The following is a 25197-nucleotide window of genomic DNA, read 5'->3' as shown; positions in this document are numbered from 1 at the left end:
GCATATTTAGACGCTTCAAATGGTAAATTAGTAGCAACATCTTGGAAAGAGGCTGATCGCATGGCAAGAGATTTACCTATCGGAAATGGGAATGTGCTTATTAATTTTGATGCTGCTTATAATATTCGTGACATGTATTACCCTTTAGTAGGTCAGGAGAATCAATCTAGCGATCATCTTTCACATTTTGGCATTTGGTGTCAGGAAGGTTTTTTCTGGATTGACAATCCAGAGGTGTCTAAGAAACTGACTTATCTCGAGGATTCGCTTGTTACCGATGTGCCATGCAGCCATGAAAGGCTTGGACTCAGTTTCGGAATTCGAGATGGTGTCGATGTTCAGCAAAATGCATTTGTGCGAAAAGTGAAGGTTGAAAATCACTTTGATGTCGAACGAGAAATCAAACTTTATTTCCATTTGGACCTGCAGATCTATGGGAATGGCGTCGGTGATACCATTTATTATGATCCGGAACTAAACTCGCTCGTTTTCTATAAGGGACACCGGTATATGTCACTGTCCTGCTTGTCACCAGATAGCGAGAAACCGGCTCCCAGCGGTTATGCAACGGGACAAAAAGGCATTCATGGGCTGGAAGGAACTTGGCGTGATGCGGAAGATGGCCATTTGGGAGGGAACCCGATTGCACAAGGCTCTGTGGATGGCATCATCGAATTGACATTGAAACTGCCTGCCAATAGTTCAAAAGAAGCTTGGTTTTGGATTTGTTTCGGAAAAACAAAGCAGGAAGTAGAGCGGCTGGAACAGCAGCTTCGCACCGCAACCCCACAGGTTCTACTGCAGCGGACACACGAGCATTGGGTCAAATGGGTGAACCAGGATGCTCATCAATTATCGCTGCTGAAGCCTGATTTGGAATCATTTTATAAAAGATGCTTGCTGATTACAAGAACGAATGTGGATAATCGGGGAGCGATTATCGCAGCGAATGATTCCGACATTTTGAAATTTGCCAAAGATACCTACTCGTATATGTGGCCTCGTGACGGTGCTTTAGTCTCGCATGCGCTGGATCGTGCCGGTTATCATGAATTGTCTCGGAAGTTTTTCGATTTCTGTTTGAAGGTACTCACCCCGGAAGGATATTTGATGCATAAATATAACCCGGACAGCTCGGTTGGTTCAAGCTGGCATCCTTGGGTAGACGGACAAGGGAAGAAGCAGCTTGCTATTCAAGAGGACGAGACTGCACTGGTGCTGTTCACCTTGTGGCATCATCATAAGCTGGCAGGCACGCTCGATAAGTCCCGAGAGGATTATGAGAAATTGGTGAAGCCTGCGGCTGATTTCCTCGTGCATTATCGGGATGCTTCCGGACTTCCGCTGCCCTCTTATGACCTCTGGGAGGAGCGCTACGGTGTGCTTGCTTTCACGGTTTCTTCCGTCTATGCAGGCCTGGTAGCTGCAGCTCGCTTCGCCGAATTTCACGAAGATAAAGCACGGGCTGTTTATTATGCTGATATTGCAGAATTGGTAAAAAAATCTGCTGAGCAGCAGCTGTTTGCACCCGAACAGAATAGGTTCCTAAGAGCCTTGTATTGGAGCTATGAGGAAAATAAATATATTCCCGATTATACCATGGATATGAGCATGTATGCGCTATTTGACTTCGGTCTGCTTCAGTTGGAGGATCCGCGACTCCTTGCTACGATGAAAGCATTGAAAGATAAATTATGGGTACAGACAGACATTGGCGGCATCGCGCGTTATGAGAACGACTACTATCATCAAGTGACCAATGATGTTGCGAAGGTTCCGGGGAACCCTTGGTTTATTTGCACGCTTTGGTACGCGGAATGGCTGATAGCAACAGCTAAGACGGTACAAGACCTTGTGGAGGCTGAAAATTTGATGCGCTGGGCAATCAACCATGCGCTGCCCTCTGGCGTTATGGCTGAACAAGTGCACCCGTTCTCAGGAGAGCCGATGTCAGTTTCGCCGTTGACTTGGTCGCATGCTTCTTTTATTAAGGTGGCGCAGGAATACTTGTCTAAATTAAAAACGCTGACGTCCAAAGAGGCGAAATCAGGCGTAGATGCAAGTGAAGACAAAGTACTCGAACCGGTCAATCACTAGCTTGGAGGAGAGGAAGAAATGAAAGCTATTCGAGTCAAAAATCTGCGTAACGGCAATCCCACGATAGAAATCGAAGACCTGCCGGATCCTGTTCTTTCACATCCTCAAGAGGTCATCGTGAAGGTGCTGGCCGTGGGGCTGGATGGTACAGACAAAGAGATCTTGAAGGAGAAATACGGCGTTCCTCCGGAAGGAGAGGATGATCTGACCACAGGACATGAATCGCTTGGCGTCGTTACCGAGGCTGGGACGGACAGCGGCTTCCGCAAGGGCGATCTGGTGACCGCGATTGTGAGAAGGCCTTGCCGCAATCAAAACTGTGTGAACTGCCGCAATGGACATTCGGACTTCTGCCAGACTGGGGAGTATGTGGAACGCGGCATCAAAGGGGCGAACGGTTTCCTCTCCGAGTATTACAAGGAAGAAGGGCGGTACTTGGTGCAGGTTCCACTGGACCTGCTCCAGCATGGGATGCTGGTCGAGCCGCAAAGCATCGTCGAGAAAGTATGGGATCAGGTGCTGCGCGTGCAGCAGCGGCTGATCTGGGAGCCGAAGACGGCGCTGATTCTCGGTTCAGGGCCTCTGGGCTTGCTTGCCGCGATGACCTGCCGGCTGCTTGGGCTTGAGGTCTATGTCTGGTCGATGTCGCCGCAGGACAGCCTGCAAGCGCAGCTTGTGAAGATCAGCGGCGGCATGTATCAGCAGGCAGGCGCCGCGAGTGCTGCGGATACACTGACGGCATATGCCGAGCGTCTCGGCAAGCCGCTAGATCTCATTCTCGAATGCACGGGCTTCAGCCCGCTGGCCTTCGAGGCCATGGCCGTTCTGGCGCCCAACGGCGTGTTGGCGCTGCTGGGAGTTACGCCAGCGGACCGCAAGCTGGAGATTTCATCTGACATGCTCAATCAGAGCATGGTGCTGGAGAACAAATGCGTGCTTGGTTCCGTCAACGCGGCTCGCAAAGATTTTGAAACAGCCATCTATCGCTTGCAGCAGATGGAGAAGAACTATCCCGGCTGGCTGGACCGGCTGGTCACGAATCGGATGAAGCTGGAGGCCGTGCCGCAGCTGGATTTCTCCAGCATACCGATCAAAGCAGTCGTTGATATCGTACCTGTTGAGCAGTGGCGGGAGCTCGTGAAACAGACGGAAGAAGTAGCTTACAGCTTCTCTGTATAAGGATAGCGGCGGGTGGGCGAGAGTTGGCCTGCTTGCCGCTTTTTTGTTTATTATGAGAATCCGATCGAGCAGCTGAAAGGCTGAATTTCGGCCTTAAAGTGAAGGGGAAGCGCTAAAGCGCCTCCATAAGGCCGAAAAACAGCCTTACGTGTCCAGATTTTGACTAGTCTGCCCGATCGAGCAGCTGAAAGGCTGAATTTCGGCCGAACAGGTTAGACTTCCTTTCTATATTTTTCTATAATAAGGAGGAAGGGGAGGACGAGCTCAGATGTCAAACAAATGGTTAAGAGACAATGGCATGCATCTATCGTGGCTAATTGCTCTAATTGCTACCTTAGGAAGCCTTTATTTCTCAGAGATTATGCATTTTTTACCTTGCAAATTATGCTGGTATCAACGAATTTTGATGTATCCTTTAGCCATCATTTTAGGAATTGCAGCTGTACGCAGAGATTATAAACTTACGATTTATGTACTGCCATTGACCCTGTGGGGCGCATGTATTTCGATTTATCATGTCTTGCTGCAATCGGGCATTTTTCATGAATCAGCGACGGGATGCGGTCCTGTGCCTTGTGATGTGGATTATTTGAATTGGCTTGGATTTATTACGATTCCAATGCTTGCTGGAGCTGCATTCATTTTAATCAGCATCCTCCAATATTTGACGTATCGCGCCACGAAATAATAAGAAAATCTTCCAATAGGCAGGTAATTTGTCTAGTGCTGTCGAAATGAATACCGATGTATTCATTCTATAACGAGGTGCTACTATGACGCGAATTACCAAAAGCGCTGCACTACTGATCGTTCTTAGCGCAACATTGATCGGTTGTGCAGATAAAAGCCTGCTTTCCTCAGCTTCCAATCCAGCTCCAACCGAAACGCCTAAAGCTACCTCGGCGGCAACGCCGACACCAACACCAACTCCTAAACCAACTGCGGCACCTACGCCGACGCCTAAAGCCACACCAGATCCGACGCACACGACGAAGCCAACGGCAACTCCGGTGCCTACGGCAACACCCAAGTCAGCAGTAGTTGGGGCTACTCCAAAGCCTTCCTCAGCCGAGAAGGTACCTTACTCTTGGTACTATATGAAGAAGAAAACCGGACAAGTTCCTGATTTTCCCAAAGAGACGAAATCTTTCACAGCAGATCAGAAAGCCGTATGGGTAGGCACCGGTAAGAAGGTGTATTTAACTATTGATGCCGGAGGTCCTTTGATTGAAGTGGATTTGATGCTGAAATCCTTGAAGGAAAACGGTGTGAAGGCTAACTTTTTTATTTCCGGAAACAACATTAAGAAGAATCCTGACTACTTAAAAAAGCTTGTCGCGGATGGTCATTTTATTGCCAACCATACGATGACGCACAATGATTTTAATGAGATGAGCGATGACCAAATTCGGAAAGAAATTACGGATTTTGAAGTCTTGTATAAACAATTAACGGGAAAAGAAGTGGAGCAATATTTCCGTTTTCCTTATGGACACTACAATATGCATAATTTAAGCTTGGTTTCAAGCATGGGCTATACATCCGTATTCTGGTCAACGGCTATGCGTGATTGGGAGAAGAGAGAGAATGGGGCAGAAGATCCTTACAATGACATTATGAATAATTTGCATGATGGCAATGTGATTTTGATGCATCAGGGCTCTGAGGAAAATATGCAGGCACTGTCACGCATTTGCAAAGAGATCAAGAAAAAAGGCTATGAATTTGCGCTTGTGAGTGAGCTTGAGCCTAAAAAGTAGACGACAGGTCAGAAATCTGAGTTTTTCACCTAGGTACCTTTCAGCTTGTACGTTCATATTCTATCCATGTGGTTCCGTATTTAATTAAGCGGCAAAGGAAGCGGATAGGTGTGCAGCAAGCGATAGCCGTACTGGACTCCGGGGTCGGAGGATTAACTGTTGTCAAAGAAGTCATGAGACAATTGCCGCAAGAAAAAGTCATTTATTTTGGAGATACAGCGCGAAGTCCTTACGGTCCTAGATCTGCGGGAGAAGTGCAGACATTCACGAGGCAAATCGTTGATTATTTAATTCAATTTAATCCCAAAATGATTGTTATCGCTTGCAATACGGCAACAGCAGTTGCCATTGACGATATTAGGGAGCGGGTATCGATTCCCGTGCTTGGGGTCATTTCACCAGGAGCTAGAGCAGCAATCAAGCATACGAGAAGCGGGATCATCGGGGTCATTGGCACGGATGGAACCATTCGAAGCAAAGCCTATGAGCATGCATTGCGCTTAATCTCGCCGCACATTCAAGTGTATAGCGAGGCTTGCCCCTTACTGGCTCCTCTCGTGGAAAAGGGGTTGTTCGATGCGGATCGGTCGCATGAGGTTGTTGAACAATCATTGAAACCGCTCGTCGGCAAGCCCATGGATTGCTTGATTCTGGGGTGTACGCATTATCCTTTTTTGACGGAAGCTATATCCAGTGTGATGGGCCCGAATGTCACCTTGATTTCTTCGGCAGATGAGACGGCGAGAGAAATCAGTACGATTCTCTACCATCGCAATTTGCTTGCCACATCGGGGCAGCTGCCGATTCATCAATTTTTTTGCAGCGGGGAGCCCGAGCTGTTCAAGAAAATAGCTGAAAACTGGCTCAAAGAGCAGATTTCCATAACTCCCGTTGTTTGGCAGGTACCTACGATTATATAAAATGGTCATGTCAACGTTGAAACCTGCAGAAATGCAGGTTTTTTCTTTTCAATCGCTTGAAAAGCTGAAAAGCCTGCGATTAAGCCGATACCGCATGTTTCTAAGCCAAATGGCATATTCATATCCTACGAAGATGAGATAACAGAAAGATGAGATAACAGAGCTGTGAGGTGGTCGCGTGTTAGGATACGGGTATGAGACACTGTGTGAGGAATTGCATCGGTTAGGCAAAATTTATCCTTTTCTTCAAGTAGGCGTTATGGGTGAGAGTGTGATGGGGAAAAGTATTCCGGCTCTTCGAATCGGTCAAGGAGCAAGGGAGCTTCATATTCAAGCAGCCATTCATGCGAATGAATGGATAACGACTCCTCTGATCATGCAATTCGTAGAGGATCTGGCTTGCTCGTACGCGAGGGGAACGGCATGGCACGGCAGCAATGTGAGACGACTTCTCTCTGAATATTCGCTTTGGGTGGTCCCTATGGTGAATCCAGATGGGGTTGAGCTTGTCCTGCAAGGCGTTGAAGAACATCCGCATCGGGAGCAATTGCTGGAGTGGAACGGAGGTTCCTTGGATTTTAGCGGCTGGAAGGCCAATATTCGGGGGGTGGATCTCAACGACCAATTCCCGGCTTATTGGGAGGAAGAGGCTGCACGCCGAGTTCAGCTGGGTCCAGGACCGCGGGATTACGGCGGTGAAGCGCCACTGACCGAGCCGGAGGCGGCGGCCATGGTGAGGTTCACGGAAATTCATCCCTTTGAAATCGTTGTAGCGCTGCATACACAAGGAAGAGAAATTTATTGGAACTACCGTGGCTATGAGCCTCCGGAGTCCGAGATGTATGCCGAGCGGTTATCCTTAGCTGGCAATTACCAAGCCGTTAAGCTCTCCGACAGCGATGCGGGGTACAAAGATTGGTTCATCCAGCAATTTCGCAAGCCTGGCTTCACGGTGGAAGTTGGCTGCGGAGAAAATCCTTTGCCTGTGGAATCTTTCGCTTCGCTTTACGCAGAGCTTGTTCCTATTCTGTTGACAGCTATGGACCTGCAAGTGGTCAACCAATAGACAAGTCGCTTGAACTTGACCATGCCTCCTAAGAACCGTTCAGCCCAAGCTTCATATACTGAAGGGAGGAAACAGTTGGGAGGCGTGGGAGATGGCACCACCTAAAGGGAAGGGCAAGGTAACCAAGAAGAAAGAGCTTTCGTCCAGAGTCCAGTACACGATGAGACTTGTAGAATCGTCCACTTGCGCAGTTTGCAAAACGCCCTGTACGAGGGGACTTCGATATTTATCCATGATGTCGCAGCCTGGGGCCTTGGGTAAAGGGGTTCCGTGTATTTTGACACGCAGAAAAGTAAACTAATAGGAAAGTCCATGCCCTCTAAGCAAAGGCATGGACTTTTCTTCATTGCGGGTTATGCTCACGGGTAATTGAACATTTGTTTTCGATGAAACGGATCTGGTTTTCGAGACGATTGCGCTGTTCTTTCTGCGTTGTGTCTGAGCTGGCGGCTTGACCTTGGAACTGCTCAAGCTCTTGCTTTAAACTGTGCAAATCAGCACCTGCGTTGGCACAATCGTAATTGCTTTCCAACTGATCAAGCATCGGTTAGCCCTCCTAAATGATTGTTATTTATGACCTTTGCCGCTTTTCTGATCCTGTGTGCGTGTTGTCGTATTTTTTCTGCTTTGTCCTTGCTGTTTGTGATCGGATGACATGATCTTCACTCCTTAGGATGTAAGTTGGGGTAGTGCGAGAATTAGTATAAGCATTCGGTTGATTTTGATACAAATAAAACAAAAAGCCCTGCGAACGATGGAAATCGTTCAATCAGGGCGATGTGCGGTAAAGGTATATAAGATTAATGGTTGGGAGTCAGCAGCTTGTCTTCTAACGTTTGTTTAACCTTCTTGATGGCATCTGTTTCTAGCTTGTGGTTCTGATTGAACTTAGCGCCTGTTAAAGCAAGCGCTTCCTTAACAGTCATTTCCACACGAATTAGTTCTTCGCCTTGCAGAATCTGAACGGAATTTTGGCCCATTTTCATCACTCCTATGTCAACTTTTTGAAGTGAAAACCTTGATTTGTCGCACTTTTAATATAACATATCATGTAAGGTTAAACAAGGGTTATTAAGACCTATTTTAAGGAAAATTATGTCGTATCTGCTTGTTACGGATTCGTCATTTCAGCGGCGTCAATCGTATGTTTCAAAAGCGTAGCAATGGTCACTGGTCCGACTCCAGCTGGTACGGGTGTGATGGCACTGGTGATAGGGAGACAAGCTTCGTAATCGACATCTCCGATATTGCCCGGATTGTATCCGGCATCGATAATAACAGCGCCAGGCTTAATCCAATCTCCCTGAACAAAAGCAGGCTTGCCGACAGCAGCTACCACGATATCAGCTAGCCGAACGAGATGTTCGAGTCCTTCCGTCCTGGAGTGGCAAATCGTCACGGTAGCGTTCCTATTGAGCAGCATAAGGGACACCGGTTTTCCCAAAATAGGGCTGCGGCCAATAACGACGGCATGCTTGCCTGCAATCGGAATTTGATAATGATCGAGAATCGCGATGATCGCTGCAGGGGTACAGGAGGGGAAGCTGGCTATTCCAAAAGCATTTTGGGCGAAGCCAAGCATGGTTACGCCATCCACATCCTTCTCAGGCTGAATAGCCTCAAAGGCGGCTCTTTCATCGACATGATGAGGGACGGGATGCTGCAGCAGAATGCCATGGACTTGCGAATCTCTGTTTAATTCCTGAATCACGGCAATCAGCTGATCTGTCGTAGTTGATTGATCAAGATGGATGCGTCTGGAATGAATCCCAAGCCGTTTGCAGGCATTGCCTTTCATGCGCACATAAGTTTCCGATGAAGGATCATCTCCAACGAGAATCGTCGCCAAGCAAGGCTGTATTCCTTTGGCTGTTAATTGCTCAATTCTTACAGCAAGATCTTCTTTGATCTGATTGGCAACGCGATTTCCATCCAAAATTAAGGTTTCTGCATACATAGTTGTCCACACCTTTCAAATGTTGATAAAACACAAAAAGGCAAGGGGATAATCCCCTTACCTTTGCCCAGGCGTACGGCTGCTGCATCGATGTGCTTCCTCATGGGTATCCATGCTCCGCCAGTCACACATCAACTTTCTATTAGTCTTATCATAAATGTGCCTCGTGGAAAAGGCAAGTTATTTGCGTTTTGTTCAACTGTAGCAACGGATTTCTACAAGTTCGACGCGCTTCGCTCCATTCGTTGAAGCGGCCAGCACACGAAGACGATCTGTTGTTACGGCTGCAGGCAGTATATGAATATAGCTGCGCGTGTGATTACTGTTTCTTTCAGCGACAGTGGTCCAATCTCCGTTGATGAAGGCTTGCAGTTTGTAATCTTTGACCAGCTCAGGAATGATTTCAAATTCGGTTCGATGATGATGCAGGTTGATCAGGTCTTCATTCACATCATCATTGAATGTGAGAAGTACCTTTTGAATGCTAACGGGCTGAGGCCAGCTTACTTCAAGCCATTCCGGTTCAGCGGTGTTCAGCGCGGCCGACGACCAGAGATGCGGACCTCCGTAAGGACGCTTGTAGCCGTCAGTCGCTTTATCTGCTGAGAACGCTGAGGTAGGCGAAAGCAAGCGGAAACAGAGCGGACTGCGGACGAAGTCTTTTTGGTTCCAATCGATGACAGGCTGATGATGATGCATATCTCCGAAGTCAGCTAATTCCTGATCGTTTCCTGCAAATTTAAAGGAAAGTACGCCGGTCTGCGGCGAGGCCGACAAATGAACAGAAACAGCGGGATTGCTTCTTAGAATGATAAAAGCATTCTGTGCGTAATCCGGGTGCCACGCCAGCGCGGCTTTCACCCACTGCTGGGAGCCTTGTGCCACAGGGACTTGGATAGACGTCACCAGAGCTTCAGGGACATAGTTTTGCGGCTTCCCTGTGCTCCAGAGCTCAACAGTCAGCTCGGTTGCTTCCGACGCGTCTAAGAGCAGCTCAACGCCGTCTATGAATGGGTCAGCCGGCACGAGCAGGGCCATATGCGCAGCCAGCGGCACGACCGAAGCGGATTGCTCAAGCGCAAGCTGCGTTAACGTGCTGGAGGCTGTTGCGACAGCGCTTAACGCAAGATCATCCGCGTCCGCGTTCTTCAGGCCAAGCACAGCGGCATCTTGGCGCAGCAGCGTTTGCTGCAGCTCGCCTAAGTAGCCGTCGTGCAGCTCGCGGGGCGAGATGCCCTTGGCCGCGCAGAGCGCGGCTCCTGTGCCTGCGGCTTCGCCGATGACGGCACACGTCGCCATGACGCGCGTCGTGCCGAAGGCCACGTGGGACGCGCTGATGTTGCGCCCTGCCATCAACATGTTCGTCACGTTGACGGAGTAGAGGGAGCGGAACGGGATATGGTAGCTGCCGTCCATATGCATATGCTTGGAGCCTTTGGCTGTCGCATACATCCCTTGCGGCGGATGCAAATCAATGGACCAGCCGCCGAAGGCGACGCGGTCTTCGAACAGCTCCTGTGCGATGACATCGTTCTGATTCAGCACGTAGTCCCCGACGAAACGACGGTATTCCCGTTTCCCCGGAACGGAACCGATCCATTCCAGCGTCAGGTTTTCACTGTCGAATTTGCCGGAATTTTTGATATAATCCCATATGCCATAAATAACAGAGGAAAGCTCCTCGCGTATCCGTTCATTATCATGAACGGTATCCAGTTCACCGCCCCATTCAATCCACCAGTAAGCACAGCCGTTATCGCCGCTGCGAATGACGCGTTTCATGGGGATTGAAGTTTGGGTGATATCCTTGGCGAAGCTTGGCGCAATATATTTAACCGGACGACCAGCGTCTTTCGTATAGAACAGCAGCGTGCTGCCTAGCGTAATATCATCGGGAACGAGTGGTGCCCATTCCTCCTGGAATTCTTCTTGCGCTTCCCGCCCAATCCGGAATTTCGCCCCGGCTAAGAAGCCAACGAGGCCATCTCCCGTACAATCCAGGTACACCCGGCTATCGAAGCGAATTCGTCTTTCGGAGCCCATCATCCAGCCAGTAACGGAGCGAATAGTACGATTGGTCTCATCGCCATCTGCGTCAACTTCATGGACATCCGTGTTCAAATATAAAGTTATATTTTTCTCGGCTTTGACTTTCTCAAGGACGATCAGATCCCAGATATAAGGATTGCCGTCGATATTGCGGTATTGATTTTCTACAAACATTTCACCCATAATGCCTGTCTCCCGCGCATTTCGATGAACGCCGTGAGAGGTAGCGCCACATACCCAAACCCTGATTTCACTGCTGGCATTTCCGCCAAGGACGGAGCGATTTTGAACAAGAGAAACGGTTTGACCAAGTCGTGCCGCAGCAACGGCTGCACAGACACCTGCTAATCCGCCTCCTACAACGGTTATATCCGATGAAACGATTTCATGCTTCATACTTTTAGCACCTCACTGAATGATGTAATGTCTTTGATTTCATAATAAAAGATCTCATTCCCAATTAACATGCAGAGAGTTACAATAAGCATATACTTTATTTCATATTCTCGGAGGTGCGGCAGGATGGCCTTTCATGAGATGCCAATGAAGCTCATTTCTCATGTGTACTGGCACCAGAAGACAGCGTTTATGCTGGATGTCGATCAATATTCGAGCTGGACGATATTTGCGGTAGAAGAAGGTCGATTCGAGTACAAGATTGGAGAACATGAGGGGGATGCCGGTTTTGGAGATTTGGTGATTTGTCCTCCGCGGATTCCCTTTGGAAGGAAAACCCGTGAGCCCTTGTCGTTTCACTTTTTGCAGTTTGTGTGGCTGTCAGAACGCAGCTCGGAATACGAAGGTGATTGGCAAGGCAAGCTGACGATTCAGGATAGAGAGCGATTGGCGTCGGATTATCGTTACTTGAGGCAGCTGCAGGGCTGGGATGAGGAAATTACGCTGCATAAGCAGCACATGGTGATGGATTTGCTTCGGATATTTCGAATAGAACAATCCAGCCAAGAGAAAGCGCTCATCGAGACCGATGAGTTGATGGAGCATGCGCGCAAGTTTATTATGGATCATGCTTACGACAGCCTGTCTATGCTGGATGTAGCGGAAAGATTAGGTCTGTCAGCCGTGCAGCTTACCCGCAAGTTTCGCAAGGCTTTTGCCCAAACCCCTTCAGAATTTCTGAATGAGATTCGTCTTGCGCGAGCACGCCATTTGCTGGAGGGGTCCACATTGACCTTGGACGCTATCGCAGCCAAATGCGGATATGAAAACGGATTTTATTTGAGCCGCGTTTTCACGCAGAAGATCGGCATGGCGCCTTCCGTCTATCGCAGCAGGCATCGTGTATGAACGAACAAAAGCCTCGATCTGCCAGTTATCTGGCCACCGAGGCTTTTGTTCCTGTTAAGGTCCGTTATATGGAAGGTTGCCTTCGACATATTCGTCTTCCGGCTTGCGAATCCAGCGCTGCAAATAGCCTTGCGTATGTAGGGCTTTGATAAGAATGATGAGAACTGGAGACAGGATAACGCCCGCAAATCCAAACAAGGAAAGCGAAACGATCATGAAAGCCAGCGTCGTAAATGCCGATACCCCAAGTGATTCACCTGTAATCTTGGGTTCCATGATTTGTCTGACCATGATGACAACAAGCAGGATGGCGCTAAGCCAAATCGCCAAGCTTGTTTGACCAACAATGAACAGATAAATGATCCAAGGAATGAACAAGGTTGAAACGCCAAGCAGCGGCAGCACATCGAAAATGGCGGATAAGAGCGAGATAGAGAACGCATTGTTAACGCCAAGCGCGAGCAGTGCAATAAAAATAACGATGAACGTCAAGGAGATCAATTTGGACTGTGCTTTTATGTAAGAGACGATACCTTTGACCACATTTTCCTTGAGAAAAAAGAAAACGGTCTTAAAGGTTTTGGGTGTGTTTTCACCGGCCAGACGCTTCCAAGAATCAATTTCAATACTGAGGAAGTAGGCCAAAATAATGCCGACGATGAAGTTGAACATAAAGGTGGAGAAAGTGGTCAGTGAAGCGACCAATCCAGATAGGAAAGCAATGATGAATTTGGAGGCATTGCCCGCGAACTGCCCGGCATAATCTTTGGCTTTCGTAATGACATCGGGAGGCAAGGTCTGGAAGCGGTCATTTAATTCACTGATTTTATGTACGATTTGATCATTGAATATGGCTTGATAATCATCGACTTTATCGACAAGGCTCATGATCTGGCTGGTGAAAATAACGACAGCACCTGCGAGCGCTCCCAAAATGATAAGAACGAAGAGCAGGGTTGAAATGGCCGAAGCGATTGATTTGCGCATACCCTTTCGATGCAAAAACCTAGCAAAAGGCTCGATCATCATAAAAATGATCAGAGCCAGAAAGATAGGAGTTGCAATGCGATACAAGTAGCTGAACAAGAGCATGAAGAGATAAACGGTTAGAACAATGAGAGCAATGTCAAAGGCTGTTCTCCAATATTTCCTGTAAAAAGAAAGCATGCTTGTTCCTCCGGCATCATGATTGTTCGGTTAGTATAATAGGGCCTTCACTCGTGATGGCAATGGTATGTTCATACTGAGCAGAAAGGCTTCCGTCATAAGTACGAGCTGTCCACCCATCCGCGTCGACCTTGGAATGAAATTTGCCCACATTAAGCATCGGTTCAATCGTGAAAACCATGCCTTCTTTAATACGAGGCCCTTTGCCGGCTGGTCCATAATGAGGAACTTGCGGTTCTTCATGCATTTCTGAGCCAATCCCGTGACCGATAAAATCCCTAACAACGGAGAAGCCTTGGGATTCCGCGTACACTTGAATAGCGTGGGAGACATCGCCGATCCGGTTGCCGGGAATCGCTTTCTCAATGCCTTTGTAGAGAGACTCCTTTGTTACGTTCAACAGCTTTTCCGCAATCGGCGAAATCGTGCCGACCGCATAAGACCAAGCTGAGTCCGCCAGCCAGCCATCAATGCGCACGACCATATCAATGGTGACAATATCACCGTCATTTAATGGTTCTTTCTTGGGAAAACCGTGGCAAATTACATCATTGACAGATGCACACGTCGCGTAGGGATACCCGTGATAGCCTTTTTGCTCAGGGGTAGCGCCATTTTTAGCCAGAAAGCCTTCAACGAATTGATCGATTTCCCAGGACGTGATGCCAGGGCGAATCATTTTGGCAATTTCTTTATGGCAATCAGCCAAGATGCGTCCGGCTCTGCCCATTTTTTCAATTTGTTCTTTTGTTTTGATGGTAATCATATGTGTCCAGCTCCTCTAGCGATATGGTCTCATTATGTCCATTTTGCTGACCATAGCTTCATTTCTTTTAATATTTGATGCAAATCCTCGCCTTTTGGTGTCAATGTGTATTCCACCGTAACAGGAACCGTCGGGTAGGCCATTCGTTCCAAAACGCCATGTTCCTCAAGATGCCGAAGGATATCGGTTAATGATTTGGGACTTATGCCTGTAACTTGACGCTGCAGCTCACCGAATCGCTTCGTCCCGCAAAACAATTCCCGAAGCACGAGAAATGCCCATTTGCCGCCAATAACTTCCAGTGTCCGTTCAATGGAACATTCGATCTCTTTAGGTACTTTCGGAACATAATTGCTGAGTGGAGCGACTTTTTCATTCTCTAGGGTTGACATAAGATCGCTTCCTTTCATTTTTGGCAGCACTAACATCTGGGTAAGTAAGTTACTTCCATGTATTTAGTGTCATTTGTTTTCACTACTATGTATTTTAAAGTTCGTGCCACGAATTAGCAAGAGTTGCGGTTATTGTTCCATACAATCGTTATTCTAGATAGATCCTAGGACAAAGGTTGATTTCGTGCCCTAGATTCTTTACAATAAGAAATAAAATTATAGTTTCAGGAGATGTGTACATATGAACGTCAAAATTTCTCGCAATGCAGCAAAAGTACTTCAATTGGAGCTTGATAAAGAAGAAAACAAAGGGTTATTGGTTCGTGTACAAGTGACACATTCTCACGGTGACCACGCTCACTATGGTTTGGGTCTTGACGATAAAACAGACAATGACGTCCTTGTCAGCACGGATAAAGGAATTGATGTTATTTTGGACAAAAATGAGCCGTTGCTGGATGGTATCCGCATTGATTACTTCTACACACCAGAAGAAGGCTTCATGATTACGAACCCAAGCAAGGGGAATCACGGAGATCACTAATGCGCAATGATATTCGCATTTGTGATAAATGCAAACACATGAAAGTCAAATCCGCCATTTCCAAAATTGGCGTCATTGCTCCGGAGACTGAGGTCAAAGTGGCGTGCAAATCCTATTGCGGCCCCTGTTCCCGATTTGCTTTTATTTTCATAAACGGCCGCTATGTGACTGCGGCAACTGAAGATGAAGTCATTGAAAAAGCCAAAAAATATGTGAAATAGCAAAAGCATCCTTCCATTAATGGACAGGATGCTTTTTTCGTTATTCCTTTTTTTAGGCGTGAACGGCTGATTTCTCCAGCAATTTGCGGATTTGACCTTCAATTTTGCTGGGGGAAGTCGTAGGGGAGAAGCGTTTCAGCACTTTGCCGTCTTGGTCGACGAGAAACTTCGTGAAATTCCACTTAATTCCTGAGCCGAATAAGCCGGAGGCTTGCTGTTTAAGGAAACGATATAACGGATGAGCGTCAGGGCCGTTTACATTGATTTTGGAGAAGAGTGGAAAGTTAACTCCGAAGTTAAGCTGGCAAGCTTGCTCAACCTGAGCGTCATCCCCGGGCTCTTGATCCTTGAATTGATTGCATGGAAAGCCAAGCACGCTGAAGCCCTGATCTTTATAGGTGTCATGGAGCTCTTGAAGTCCTTTGAATTGAGGCGCGAGTCCGCATTTCGTTGCCGTATTAACAATAAGGAGCACTTGACCTTTGTAGTCGGCAAGAGACTTTTCTTCGCCGCGGTTGGTCCGAGCTGAAAATTGATGAACGTTCAAAAGGATCACCTTCTCTTATTTATTTTACACAAATTAATTGTACACAACTTTTAAAGGGATTGCAAAGACTATTTTAAATTTTACAAAACGTTGATTTTCCATTAACATCCAGCGAATAAACAAGCTTTATGCTAATCGTAGTAAACGTTGAATAGATAACGGAGGGTTAAGATGAAAAGATTGTTTAGAAGAAAACGATTGCTTATCGTATTGGCTGCACTTGGTGCAGTCTCCACAACAACAGTGGTGTCGGCTGGCCCGGCAGCGCTTGAGGCTGTTGCTGTTAAATTTCAACTGACTTCCGGCGGCAAAACACTTACACTCGATAAAGATCCTGTCGTTATTGATGGCAGCACCTACGTTCCGCTTCGCACCATTGGCGAGGCACTGGGGAAGCAAGTGGAGTGGAATGAATGGACTCAAACGATTGGTCTAAAGGATATGCCCAAAGTTACTGGTAAATTCGAATGGAAGAATGCTCCGGTTCTGGATAAAGGTATTCAAGAAGGCGGCTTTTCAGGACTTATTCATTTACCGAAAGATGCCCCTGATATCTTTTATACCCTTGCGGATCGTGGTCCAAACGGCGAAGTTGGCAAAGATAAATTACGTACGTTCCCCATCGAGAACTACGCTCCACGCTTATATAAATTCAAGATTTCGAACGGAGCCATTGAAATTCTGGAAACGATTAAACTCTCACTTCCCGATGGGAAACTCGATAAAGTCACCAATAGCAAATACATAACAGGCTTGCCTAACTTAGTTGGACCGGATGAAGTTCCTTATGATGAGAAAGGTGTAACGAAGCTTCCGTATGACCCGGATGGTTTGGATTTGGAAGGCATCGCATATAGCCCTTCTGATGATACATTCTGGATTTCGGACGAGTACCGTCCTTCTATTCTTCAAGTTAAACGCGATGGCACGATTCTTGGCCGTTACGTTCCCAAAGGCTCCAAGGAGAAATTAGTACAAGCGGGCGCTCAAATTCCGATCTATGACACACTTCCTGAGGTTTACAATAAACGTATTTCCAATCGTGGTTTTGAGGGTATTACCATTTCTCCTGACGGCAAGTTCTTGTATACATCCATTCAAAGCCCAATGGCGAACCCGGATAAGAAAACAGGCGAGGCTTCCCGGAATTTGCGTATTCTCAAAATGGACATTGCTACCAAGCAAATCGTTGGTGAATACGTGTACGTGGCAGAGCAAGCTGGTATGTTTGTAAAAGTAAACCAAAAGGATATCGTTATCAGTGATCTGTCCGCGCTGTCCAGTGATGTGCTTCTCGTCGATGAGCGAGATAAAAACGCAGGCGCTGATGCGCAGCTGAAACGAATCTACAAATCCGATTTCTCTAAAGCTACGAATATTTTAGGCAAAGAAATCAGCAACAACCTGGAAAGTCTGTCTATCCAGCAGCTCAAAGATCAAGGCATTCAGCCAGTCAGCAAAGAGTTGATCGTTGATATCGCGAAGTTGGGTTACCCTTATGAGAAAATCGAAGGCTTGACTGTTGTGGATAAGAATACAATTGCGATTGTCAACGACAACGATTTTGGCATCAGCTATGATGATAAAGGGGTATTAACTTTAACGGGTGCTCCAACGCAGTTACAACTGATTCAAGTTTCAGACGACCTCTCCACCAAATAGGCTATTCATAGAAAAACCCAGATCACTGAGCCTAGCTCGCGGATCTGGGTTTTATGTATTAGACGATATCGGCAAGTGCTTTGTCAACCGTTACAAATTTAAAGGAAAATCCATGCTCAAGCAGTACACGAGGCAGCACCTTTTGGCCATCTAAGAGCAGTGTCGACAACTCTCCGAAAATCAGCTTCATGACAAAGGCCGGGAGCGGGAATAGATTTGGCCGATGCATCGCTTTCCCAAGTGCTTGCCCAAATTCCTTGTTGGTAACAGGATGAGGGGCAGTGGCATTAACAGGTCCGACAATCGCTTCATGCTGGATGCAAAAGTCAATCAACCGCACCATGTCTTCAATATGAATCCAGGAGAGCCATTGCTTGCCGCTGCCTATGCGGCCGCCGACACCAAGCTTATAGGGCAGCGCCATTTTGGGAAATGCTCCTTCTTTTCCATCCAGCACAAGTCCTACACGTACTTTGACGATTCGCGTTCCTTGGATGCGATCTGCTGCTTGTTCCCACTGCTGGGCGACTCCAGACAAGAAATCGACCTGATGATGAGGGCTTCGTTCGTCAAAGACAGCCGTTTCTGACGTTCCATAAACCGACATCCCGGACGCATTGACAACAACCTTCGGTTTATTGGCCATCCGCTCAACTAACTGAGCTACCTGCTCTGCTGCTTTGATGCGAGATTGGACAATGCGTTCTTTGGCCTTAGCAGTCCAACGTTGATTAATGGATTCCCCAGCAAGGTTGACGATCGCATCCAGACCTTCAAGTTCCAGCGGCGAGCTCTGCAATTGATCCCAAGTTACCGTGCGTACAGCAGGGTCAACAGCTTTGGGAGAACGTGAAATATTTATTAATTCATGGCCTTGCAGCTGCAAATGAGCAATCAATCTTCTGCCAATAAATCCGCTTCCGCCGGTAACGGCTATCTTCATGATTCCGCACCTCCTTACAAGCATTATAGGTCTTTCATACAATGTTTTCCATTGGACGTTATTCTACAGTTAACAGAGATGTGTTATATTGGAAAAAAGGAGGGATACCCATGTTTCGTTTTCTTTTCCGTAAATCATCCAAAACGCAGAGGCGCAACCGCCTAGGGAGATCCACACCTAGCTATCGAGCTTCGGAACTGCCTCAAGGACTTGGTTTGCTGCCCGGTATTCCATTAGAACGCATTGCTGCTAAGCTTGACAGCGCACTCCCATTCGATTATGTAGAAAGACTCCAATATCGTGTGAAAACCGAAAATCCGCAGATGACAGATGATGAATTTGCTTGCAAATGGTTTGAGTTGAAACGATTTTTCTTGATGAATCTGGTATTGAAGCGAACACCGATGTTCAGCAATGAAATTGACGACATTTGGCATGAGCTGCTGATGTTTACACGCGAATATCAACGGTTCGGCGATCAATTTGCCGGAGGCGTTATTCATCACTCTCCAGAAAGGGAACCTAAGCAAATGCCAGGGGAGCGAGCTTGGTTCGACTGGGTTTATGCCCATTTGTTTGAGTTTGCTCCTGCCAGTACGCGCTGCTGGAACGGTTTTTTCCGGAATCCGCTCGATAAGGAACGAACGGATCTGCTTCGTTCAGGGAATGAAGCTGAGCTTGCAGAGCTATGGTTCGATATGGAGCAGGCGAAGAGGTATCCGGAAGTCGCTGAGACGATCCGATTGCTGATTGCCCAAGCGATGGAGGAAGCCAGACAGTCGGCGAACAGCCGCAGTTTGGAGGAGACCGGTTGGAGAGACTCGCTAATCGGGCCGACCAGCATGGTATATCTGGCCGGTGCGATGATGTTCTTCTCGATCAATGATTCGGAGAATTACGCAAGTGGAATCAATGACTACTTGCCTGAGAATCAAGTGGATATAGAGAAAGACAGGCAAAGCAGTTGTTCATCTTCGGGCTGCGGAAGCTTTGGAAGCGATGGAAGTAATGGAGGCGATGGAAGCGATGGAAGTAATGGAGGCGACGGAGCCAGCTCCAGCGATCAAGGTGGAGGCAGCAGTTGCAGCTCCGACTCGGGCTCAGGCTCAGGCTCCTCGTGTTCGTCGAGTTCCAGCTGCGGATCAAGCTGCAGCAGCTAGGAAATGAAGCAGTGAGTATGTTTTATAGACGAAAAGGAACTACGATCCGCTAATTGGTGGGAATTAGGGTGAAAGCAGCATGAGTGGGAACTGAGGTCCGCTATTTAAGTGGAAAATGCTGATTTCGAGCATGAAATGGTGAAATAGCGGACCATAGTTCCCCTTGGCGTGAGATTAGGCGGTTTTCAGCCATATAGCGGATCATAGTTCCCTTTGGACTATGAAATGACGCAAAGAGTTTGCAGAGAGTATGTCTTATAGACGAAAAAGAACTACGCTCCGCCAGTCGGACGAGCTTCAGCAACCTAATCAGTTTAATCCCCCTCATCACATCACATCACCTCACCTCACCGCATCTCATCTCATCTCACCGCATCTCACCGCATCTCACCGCATCTCACCGCATCTCACCGCATCTCACCTCACCTCACTCACCTCATCTCATCTCACTCATCTCACTCATCTCACTCATCTCACTCATCTCACTCATCTCACTCATCTCACTCATCTCACCGCATCTCACCGCATCTCACCTCATCCCACATACCCCAATCTGATCAACCACCCTTAAACAAAAAGTGACAGATTTAAGACACGTATCGCCAAATTTCGTGTATAATGAGTTTTCGATGCTCATTTTCATTGACCGTGGGTAAATTAATTGGCGAATGGAGTCTCTTTACATGAATCGGTTACGTGGTTTTCTGGGTTCTTATCATCCTATTGTACATACGCTGCTTCTAGGAACCGTGATGGCAAGGGCGGCGTCTTCCATGAGCTTGCCCTTTCTGGCGATTTACTTGGCCAGGCATACGTCGATGAGTGCCGTGATGATTGGTGTCGTCATTGGGATGGGAGCTCTGGCAGGTACAGTTGGCGGCTTTATTGGCGGTACCTTATCGGATCGCTTCGGCAGACGAATCATAATGCTGGCTGCGCTTTTTGGCTGGGCTTTCGTATTTCTAGGTTTCAGTGTGGTGAAATTGCCTGTCCTTTTCATGCTGCTCAATATGCTGAATGGGTTATGCCGATCCTTTTATGAGCCGGTGTCGCAGGCGTTAATGGCCGATTTGACGAAACCGGAGAAAAGATTGAATGTATTTTCACTGCGCTATATGGCGATCAACGTCGGTGTCGCGGTTGGGCCGTTGTTGGGGGCGTTTTTTGCAACATGGAGCGGTGCCCTGCCTTTTCTAATTACGGGAATCATTTATTTTATTTATGCGGTTACTCTATATGTACTGCTGATTGTATTCGGAATTAAGAAAATCGAAGGTGAGAAGAAATCACCGGTTACCTTTGGCTCTGCTTGGCGTGTCGTTCATAGTGATCTGACTTTCCGCTATTATATTTTGGGTGGCATTATTGGAGCCATCGGTTACTCGCAAGTGATGGTGACACTTTCACAGTATTTGGAAAAGAGCTTTGTCGATGGTGTGAAAATGTTTGCGATTCTTATGAGCGTGAATGCAATCGTCGTTATCGTCATGCAGATTCCTTTGACTCGGCTGGCTGAAAAATACACACCGCTTGCGGCAATTGTATTTGGCAATTTAATGTTTGCCTTTGGGGACGTTGGATTTGCTTTTTCGCATTCGCTCGTTTGGTTAATTCTATCCATGAGTATTTTTACCTTGGGAGAAATTTTGAATTACCCAGCGGCGAATATGCTCATTGATAAATTAGCGCCCGATCATATGCGGGGAACGTATTTTGGCGCTCAGACATTAACGAATATCGGTCATTTCATGGGGCCTTGGGTTGGCGGTTTTTTACTTGTCTCGTATGGCGGAAGTACGTTGTTCAGCATCATGGCAGTGGTGACGATGGCAGGCTCAATTTTCTATTGGAGAGGCGCCAATCGTCAAAGGTTGCTAAAAACAGCGTCGAAAAAGGCAGTTTTGTGAAAAAAACTGGAAAAATAGTTCTTAAGAACTATTCGAATTCAAAACAACTTCCCTTATCCTTGAGAGTGTAGATATGAGATAGGAACACGCATGATACATCTTGTTACACATCTCGACAAAGGCAAAGCTGACGAAAGCCAGTGACGCAAAGCTAGAGGGGCTTCCTTGTCCTGAAAGGGGTAAGTTGCCAGCCAGCCGCCGAACGATTGGGTATTCAACATAGAACCCCTCCGATCGGATGATCATTGTGGGGTTTTTCTCTGTCATAATCAAATTTTAAGGTGAATAAGGAGGACCAAGCAGTATGCAGTCTGAACTCCATGAAGAACAAAAAATAACTTCACTATGCGGTAATCATGTGGCCCGTTTGGTTCCATCCACGGATGGGCCAAAACTGATGATTAATCGAGAAGAATATGCCCTAAACGAAAACTGTTGGGATGTTGAAATGTTTCAAGGGAGAAGCAACAGCATCTTGATTTTCTATTGGAAAGGCGAAGTTAAGCTCTCCGTCAAAATACCGCCGATCTCGCAGATCGAAGCTTTCTTAACAAGATTATATCAATGCTTGACTTCCAAATTAAGAACGGTGCAGCCGATTTAGGCTAACCGTTCTTTTTTTGTCAGATGTGACAAGGGTTTGTAAAGACAAAAGCATTGTCACGAATCGACAGAAGCTGATATAATAATGAATATATGGAATAGTAGTTCTTTAGAACTACGGCTAGGGGGCTTTACGAGCATGAGATTAATCACGCGTTCGGATTTTGATGGTTTAGTATGTGCCATGCTATTTAAAAAAATGAACATGATCGATGAGATGAAATTCGTTCATCCCAAAGATATGCAGGACGGATTAATTGAAGTAACTGAGAATGATATTTTGGCTAATGTGCCTTATGTGCCGGGCTGTGGCTTATGGTTCGATCATCATTCCAGCGAACTGGAAAGAATGGGCGAAAAGGTTGAATTCAAAGGAGAAACGCGTATTGCCCCAAGCGCGGCTCGTGTCGTTTATGATTATTATGGCGGCAAAGAAACCTTTGGCGACATCGATAATATTATGCAAGGCGTAGATAAAGCCGATTCAGCTCAGTTCAGCAAAGAGGATATTTTGAATCCAAGCGGATGGGATCTGCTTTCTTTTATTATGGATGCTCGGACAGGACTTGGTCGTTATCGCGATTATCGGATCAGCAATTATCAACTTATGGAAGAGCTGGTCGAGCACTGTGCATCCAAATCCGTTGATGAAATCATGGAACTGCCGGATGTCAAAGAGCGCGTAGCCCGTTATTTGGAATTGGATGTTTTGTATCGTGAAATGCTTCAAACCTACACACGTACGGAGGGTAATGTCATTATTACTGATCTGCGCAATGTGGAAACTATCTATCCGGGCAACCGTTTCATGGTCTATGCGCTATACCCTGAGCAAAATGTGTCAATCTGGATTGTGGATGGGCGCAATAAGCAAAACTGCGTTTTTGCTTGTGGTCACAGCATTGTGAACCGTTCATCGAAGACGAATATTGGCAATTTGATGCTTCAAAACGGAGGCGGCGGTCATCAAGCAGCTGGTACATGTCAAATTGAGTATGATCGTGCCGAGGAAGTTTTGCAGAAAATAGTTGAAACGATGAGAGCTGACGGATAAAATAAATGAATCGAGCCGCAGGAGGGGGAGTTCCCATAATGCGGCTTTTTCAACAATGACACCGGAAAGGGGATTCGATGTGGAACTCGTACGCATTCACCATGTAGCGATTATCAGCTCCGACTATAGACGCTCTAAGCACTTCTATGTCGATTTGCTTGGCCTGACCATTATTCAAGAAACTTATCGGGAAGAACGGGACTCTTATAAATTGGATTTGCAAATTGGCGGGACGGATCAGCAAATCGAGTTGTTTTCTTTTCCTAATCCCCCTCAGCGCGTGAACCAGCCTGAAGCACGTGGACTGCGGCATCTGGCATTTGTTGTTCGCAACATGGAACAAAGCGTAAGTGAACTGCAAAGCAAAGGAATTGAGGTGGAACCCGTGCGCATTGATCCCATTACGGGTAATAAATATACATTTTTTGCAGATCCGGATGGGCTGCCCTTAGAGTTGGTGGAACATGAGTAAGATGCACAAGGAGAGAACAGAGCAAGAGCCAAAGCTGAGTTTGGCCAAAGGCTGCTTGTGGGGCTTCATCGTCATGATTCCTATCTGGGCATTATTCATATGGTTCTTTTTTATTAGATAAATGTATCGGGCTGTTGTGATACCGTTGAAGGTATCTTTTTTTTTGCGTTGAAACCATCCCGATTCATCGAAATGGATAGAATATCCGACTCTAGCTAATTTCCTGCAATTATGCATCCTTTTTGGTCGTGGAATGACCCAAATCAATAGATTCCTGCGATTATGCAGGCTTTTGAGGCGTTTTTTTGATTAGTGAGTGAAAAAGCTTAAAAAGCCTGCACAATCGCAGGCTTTTGCATATTTCAGCCGATTTCGCCGGAAATACCTGCATTTTCGCAGGCTTTTGGATATGGGAGCCTTCGTTTTGATCGAATGAAAGCCCAAAATAGTAAAGTCGAATTATTGGCTGGAAATCTCCTTGATTAAATTCGGAAGCCAATCGTGTATGGATTGGAACGCAAACCCCGCAGCTTGTGCTTTACTCGTATCCAAGTACCACGATTGAGGTACCCCGAATGGGGACATATGCTTATCTTCTGTTTGGCTAAGAATGTTCCCTTGTTTGCCTGTTGCCTGTGTTATCAGGGAGACGATTTGTCCAGGGGATATCTCGCCGTGAGAGCAAGCATTGACGGGTCCTTCCAGATTGGAATTCCTGAGCCAGGCCAGAAAAGAGGCAGCTTCATCCGAGTGGATAAAGGATATTCGCGCATTTAGGTTCGGTATCCCGAGAGGGAGCGCTTGTTGTACATGCTCAACGTGAACATGCAGGCGCCGAGTGTAATCATCGTGCCCCAATACAATGGGGAACCGAACCGCCGCCACTGCAAATGGCGCTTTTTTAAACATGACAGCCTCGACCAACCGTTTTCCTTCCGCATAATCGCCTTTTGGCGGATAAGGTTCAGGTAAAGGATAGCGGTAAGGGTCAAAATCGCTCTCTATTTTTGGAGATTCCCCAAAGGGGTAGACACTCAGCGATGAAGTTACGATGTATTTCCTTGTGCGTCCTTCAAACAACTGCACGGCAGCCTCTGCTTCTTGCGGAGTAAAGCAAATATTGTCATAAACGACATCATAGGTAGAGGAGCCCAGCACGCTGCGCAGAGCGGCCGGATCGGTACGATCTGCCTGCAGACGCTTCACGGAGCTGCCGAATGAATCGGAAGTCAGCCCCCTTGTTAGAAGGGTTACATCGTTCTCCTCACGGATCAATTGCTCCACTAATTTTTTGCCGAAAAATCGTGTCCCGCCTAAGATAAGTACATTTTTCATCGCTAACAACTCCTCGCATCCATTTGTTTCAGCATATCACGGCTTTAACAAGATTTGATATTAAAGATTTATTCGGAAAATTTAAAATGAT

Annotated in this window: 26 protein-coding genes and 2 riboswitches; of the genes, 16 read left to right on the top strand and 10 right to left on the bottom strand. The window is 46.9% G+C overall.

The genetic code is table 11. The annotated features are described in order from the left end of the window. The first annotated feature begins 60 nt into the window (after positions 1 to 60). The 7 genes from HQN90_RS18805 (at position 61) to HQN90_RS18775 (ending at position 7323) form a co-directional block, all read left to right on the top strand. Positions 61 to 2097 carry a glycoside hydrolase family 15 protein gene (locus tag HQN90_RS18805; RefSeq protein WP_173221454.1) on the top strand — a complete coding sequence of 679 codons (2037 nt, stop codon included), beginning with the start codon at positions 61 to 63 and terminating at the stop codon, positions 2095 to 2097. An 18-nt stretch (positions 2098 to 2115) separates the two neighbouring features. Beyond that, on the top strand, positions 2116 to 3276 hold the full coding sequence (locus tag HQN90_RS18800; protein WP_173221452.1) for a glucose 1-dehydrogenase: 1161 nt from the start codon (positions 2116 to 2118) through the stop codon (positions 3274 to 3276). Between the two features lie 268 nt (positions 3277 to 3544). Next, entirely contained in the window at positions 3545 to 3964 is a 420-nt protein-coding gene (locus tag HQN90_RS18795; RefSeq protein ID WP_173221450.1) for a disulfide oxidoreductase, read from the top strand. Between the two features lie 85 nt (positions 3965 to 4049). Further along, positions 4050 to 5036, top strand: a complete 987-nt coding sequence (locus tag HQN90_RS18790; protein WP_173221448.1) for a polysaccharide deacetylase family protein — start codon at positions 4050 to 4052, stop codon at positions 5034 to 5036. 110 nt (positions 5037 to 5146) lie between these two features. After that, entirely contained in the window at positions 5147 to 5956 is an 810-nt protein-coding gene (racE, locus tag HQN90_RS18785; RefSeq protein WP_338042352.1) for a glutamate racemase, read from the top strand. A 178-nt stretch (positions 5957 to 6134) separates the two neighbouring features. Continuing rightward, positions 6135 to 7022 (top strand): M14 family metallopeptidase, encoded by an 888-nt coding sequence (locus tag HQN90_RS18780; RefSeq protein WP_338042351.1) that lies wholly within the window; start codon positions 6135 to 6137, stop codon positions 7020 to 7022. 91 nt (positions 7023 to 7113) lie between these two features. Next, complete coding sequence (locus HQN90_RS18775) at positions 7114 to 7323, top strand: hypothetical protein (protein WP_079414965.1); 210 nt, start codon at positions 7114 to 7116, stop codon at positions 7321 to 7323. Positions 7324 to 7365: 42 nt separating this feature from the next. Here HQN90_RS18775 and HQN90_RS18770 read toward each other — a convergent pair whose 3' ends face one another. From HQN90_RS18770 to HQN90_RS18755, 4 genes are all read right to left on the bottom strand, one after another. Then, on the bottom strand, positions 7366 to 7566 hold the full coding sequence (locus HQN90_RS18770; protein ID WP_173221446.1) for a DUF2524 domain-containing protein: 201 nt from the start codon (positions 7564 to 7566) through the stop codon (positions 7366 to 7368). 256 nt (positions 7567 to 7822) lie between these two features. Further along, complete coding sequence (locus tag HQN90_RS18765; protein WP_173221444.1) at positions 7823 to 8002, bottom strand: hypothetical protein; 180 nt, start codon at positions 8000 to 8002, stop codon at positions 7823 to 7825. A 131-nt stretch (positions 8003 to 8133) separates the two neighbouring features. After that, complete coding sequence (locus HQN90_RS18760) at positions 8134 to 8979, bottom strand: bifunctional 5,10-methylenetetrahydrofolate dehydrogenase/5,10-methenyltetrahydrofolate cyclohydrolase (protein ID WP_173221442.1); 846 nt, start codon at positions 8977 to 8979, stop codon at positions 8134 to 8136. Between the two features lie 58 nt (positions 8980 to 9037). After that, positions 9038 to 9117: riboswitch (ZMP/ZTP riboswitch) on the bottom strand. A 57-nt stretch (positions 9118 to 9174) separates the two neighbouring features. Next, positions 9175 to 11424, bottom strand: coding sequence for an FAD-dependent oxidoreductase (locus HQN90_RS18755; RefSeq protein WP_173221440.1), 2250 nt, complete (start codon positions 11422 to 11424; stop codon positions 9175 to 9177). A gap of 126 nt (positions 11425 to 11550) precedes the next feature. On the opposite strand from HQN90_RS18755, the gene HQN90_RS18750 reads away from it, so the two are divergent. After that, positions 11551 to 12333 (top strand): helix-turn-helix domain-containing protein, encoded by a 783-nt coding sequence (locus tag HQN90_RS18750; RefSeq protein WP_173221438.1) that lies wholly within the window; start codon positions 11551 to 11553, stop codon positions 12331 to 12333. Positions 12334 to 12387: 54 nt separating this feature from the next. On the opposite strand, the gene ytvI is transcribed toward HQN90_RS18750, so the two are convergent. Genes ytvI through HQN90_RS18735 form a run of 3 tightly spaced genes read right to left on the bottom strand, consistent with a single transcriptional unit; the run spans position 12388 to position 14658 of the window. Continuing rightward, the gene (gene ytvI, locus HQN90_RS18745; protein ID WP_173221435.1) at positions 12388 to 13500 is read right to left on the bottom strand and encodes a sporulation integral membrane protein YtvI; all 1113 of its coding nucleotides are present in this window, start codon (positions 13498 to 13500) and stop codon (positions 12388 to 12390) included. A gap of 16 nt (positions 13501 to 13516) precedes the next feature. Further along, on the bottom strand, positions 13517 to 14266 hold the full coding sequence (gene map, locus HQN90_RS18740; protein WP_079414978.1) for a type I methionyl aminopeptidase: 750 nt from the start codon (positions 14264 to 14266) through the stop codon (positions 13517 to 13519). A gap of 32 nt (positions 14267 to 14298) precedes the next feature. Further along, a complete protein-coding gene (locus HQN90_RS18735; protein WP_079414980.1) occupies positions 14299 to 14658 on the bottom strand; it encodes a winged helix-turn-helix transcriptional regulator in 360 nt (119 codons plus the stop codon). Between the two features lie 241 nt (positions 14659 to 14899). Between HQN90_RS18735 and HQN90_RS18730 the strand changes: the two genes are divergently transcribed. After that, complete coding sequence (locus tag HQN90_RS18730; RefSeq protein WP_079414982.1) at positions 14900 to 15202, top strand: heme biosynthesis protein HemY; 303 nt, start codon at positions 14900 to 14902, stop codon at positions 15200 to 15202. Beyond that, positions 15202 to 15423, top strand: coding sequence for a DUF1450 domain-containing protein (locus HQN90_RS18725; RefSeq protein ID WP_079414984.1), 222 nt, complete (start codon positions 15202 to 15204; stop codon positions 15421 to 15423). Before HQN90_RS18730 ends, HQN90_RS18725 begins: the two co-directional genes overlap by 1 nt. Before the next feature lie 52 nt (positions 15424 to 15475). On the opposite strand, the gene HQN90_RS18720 is transcribed toward HQN90_RS18725, so the two are convergent. Next, positions 15476 to 15970, bottom strand: coding sequence for a glutathione peroxidase (locus HQN90_RS18720; RefSeq protein WP_173221433.1), 495 nt, complete (start codon positions 15968 to 15970; stop codon positions 15476 to 15478). Positions 15971 to 16141: 171 nt separating this feature from the next. On the opposite strand from HQN90_RS18720, the gene HQN90_RS18715 reads away from it, so the two are divergent. Next, positions 16142 to 17632, top strand: a complete 1491-nt coding sequence (locus HQN90_RS18715; protein WP_173221431.1) for an esterase-like activity of phytase family protein — start codon at positions 16142 to 16144, stop codon at positions 17630 to 17632. A 58-nt stretch (positions 17633 to 17690) separates the two neighbouring features. Here the strand turns inward: HQN90_RS18715 and HQN90_RS18710 are convergent, their stop codons facing one another. After that, positions 17691 to 18575: a TIGR01777 family oxidoreductase gene (locus tag HQN90_RS18710; RefSeq protein WP_173221429.1), complete on the bottom strand. Its 885-nt coding sequence runs from the start codon at positions 18573 to 18575 to the stop codon at positions 17691 to 17693. Positions 18576 to 18685: 110 nt separating this feature from the next. On the opposite strand from HQN90_RS18710, the gene HQN90_RS18705 reads away from it, so the two are divergent. The 5 genes from HQN90_RS18705 to gloA2 all read left to right on the top strand — a co-directional run bounded on the left by HQN90_RS18705 (position 18686) and on the right by gloA2 (position 23771). Continuing rightward, positions 18686 to 19735 (top strand): glycine-rich domain-containing protein, encoded by a 1050-nt coding sequence (locus HQN90_RS18705; protein ID WP_173221427.1) that lies wholly within the window; start codon positions 18686 to 18688, stop codon positions 19733 to 19735. A gap of 683 nt (positions 19736 to 20418) precedes the next feature. After that, entirely contained in the window at positions 20419 to 21642 is a 1224-nt protein-coding gene (locus tag HQN90_RS18700; protein ID WP_173221426.1) for an MDR family MFS transporter, read from the top strand. 110 nt (positions 21643 to 21752) lie between these two features. Then, a riboswitch (cyclic di-GMP riboswitch) is annotated at positions 21753 to 21845 on the top strand. A 101-nt stretch (positions 21846 to 21946) separates the two neighbouring features. After that, entirely contained in the window at positions 21947 to 22246 is a 300-nt protein-coding gene (locus HQN90_RS18695) for a hypothetical protein (protein ID WP_173221424.1), read from the top strand. A 138-nt stretch (positions 22247 to 22384) separates the two neighbouring features. Beyond that, on the top strand, positions 22385 to 23299 hold the full coding sequence (locus HQN90_RS18690; protein WP_173221423.1) for a DHH family phosphoesterase: 915 nt from the start codon (positions 22385 to 22387) through the stop codon (positions 23297 to 23299). Positions 23300 to 23354: 55 nt separating this feature from the next. Continuing rightward, positions 23355 to 23771 carry an SMU1112c/YaeR family gloxylase I-like metalloprotein gene (gene gloA2 / locus HQN90_RS18685; RefSeq protein ID WP_216855371.1) on the top strand — a complete coding sequence of 139 codons (417 nt, stop codon included), beginning with the start codon at positions 23355 to 23357 and terminating at the stop codon, positions 23769 to 23771. Between the two features lie 459 nt (positions 23772 to 24230). Here the strand turns inward: gloA2 and HQN90_RS18680 are convergent, their stop codons facing one another. Then, positions 24231 to 25106: an NAD-dependent epimerase/dehydratase family protein gene (locus tag HQN90_RS18680; protein WP_173221421.1), complete on the bottom strand. Its 876-nt coding sequence runs from the start codon at positions 25104 to 25106 to the stop codon at positions 24231 to 24233. Positions 25107 to 25197: the final 91 nt, after the last annotated feature.

The organism is Paenibacillus alba, assembly GCF_013204855.1.
GTDB classification, from domain to species: Bacteria; Bacillota; Bacilli; order Paenibacillales; family NBRC-103111; genus Paenibacillus_E; species Paenibacillus_E alba.
The sequence above is the reverse complement of the archived record's forward strand: the minus strand, read 5'-3'. Positions and strand labels throughout refer to the sequence as shown.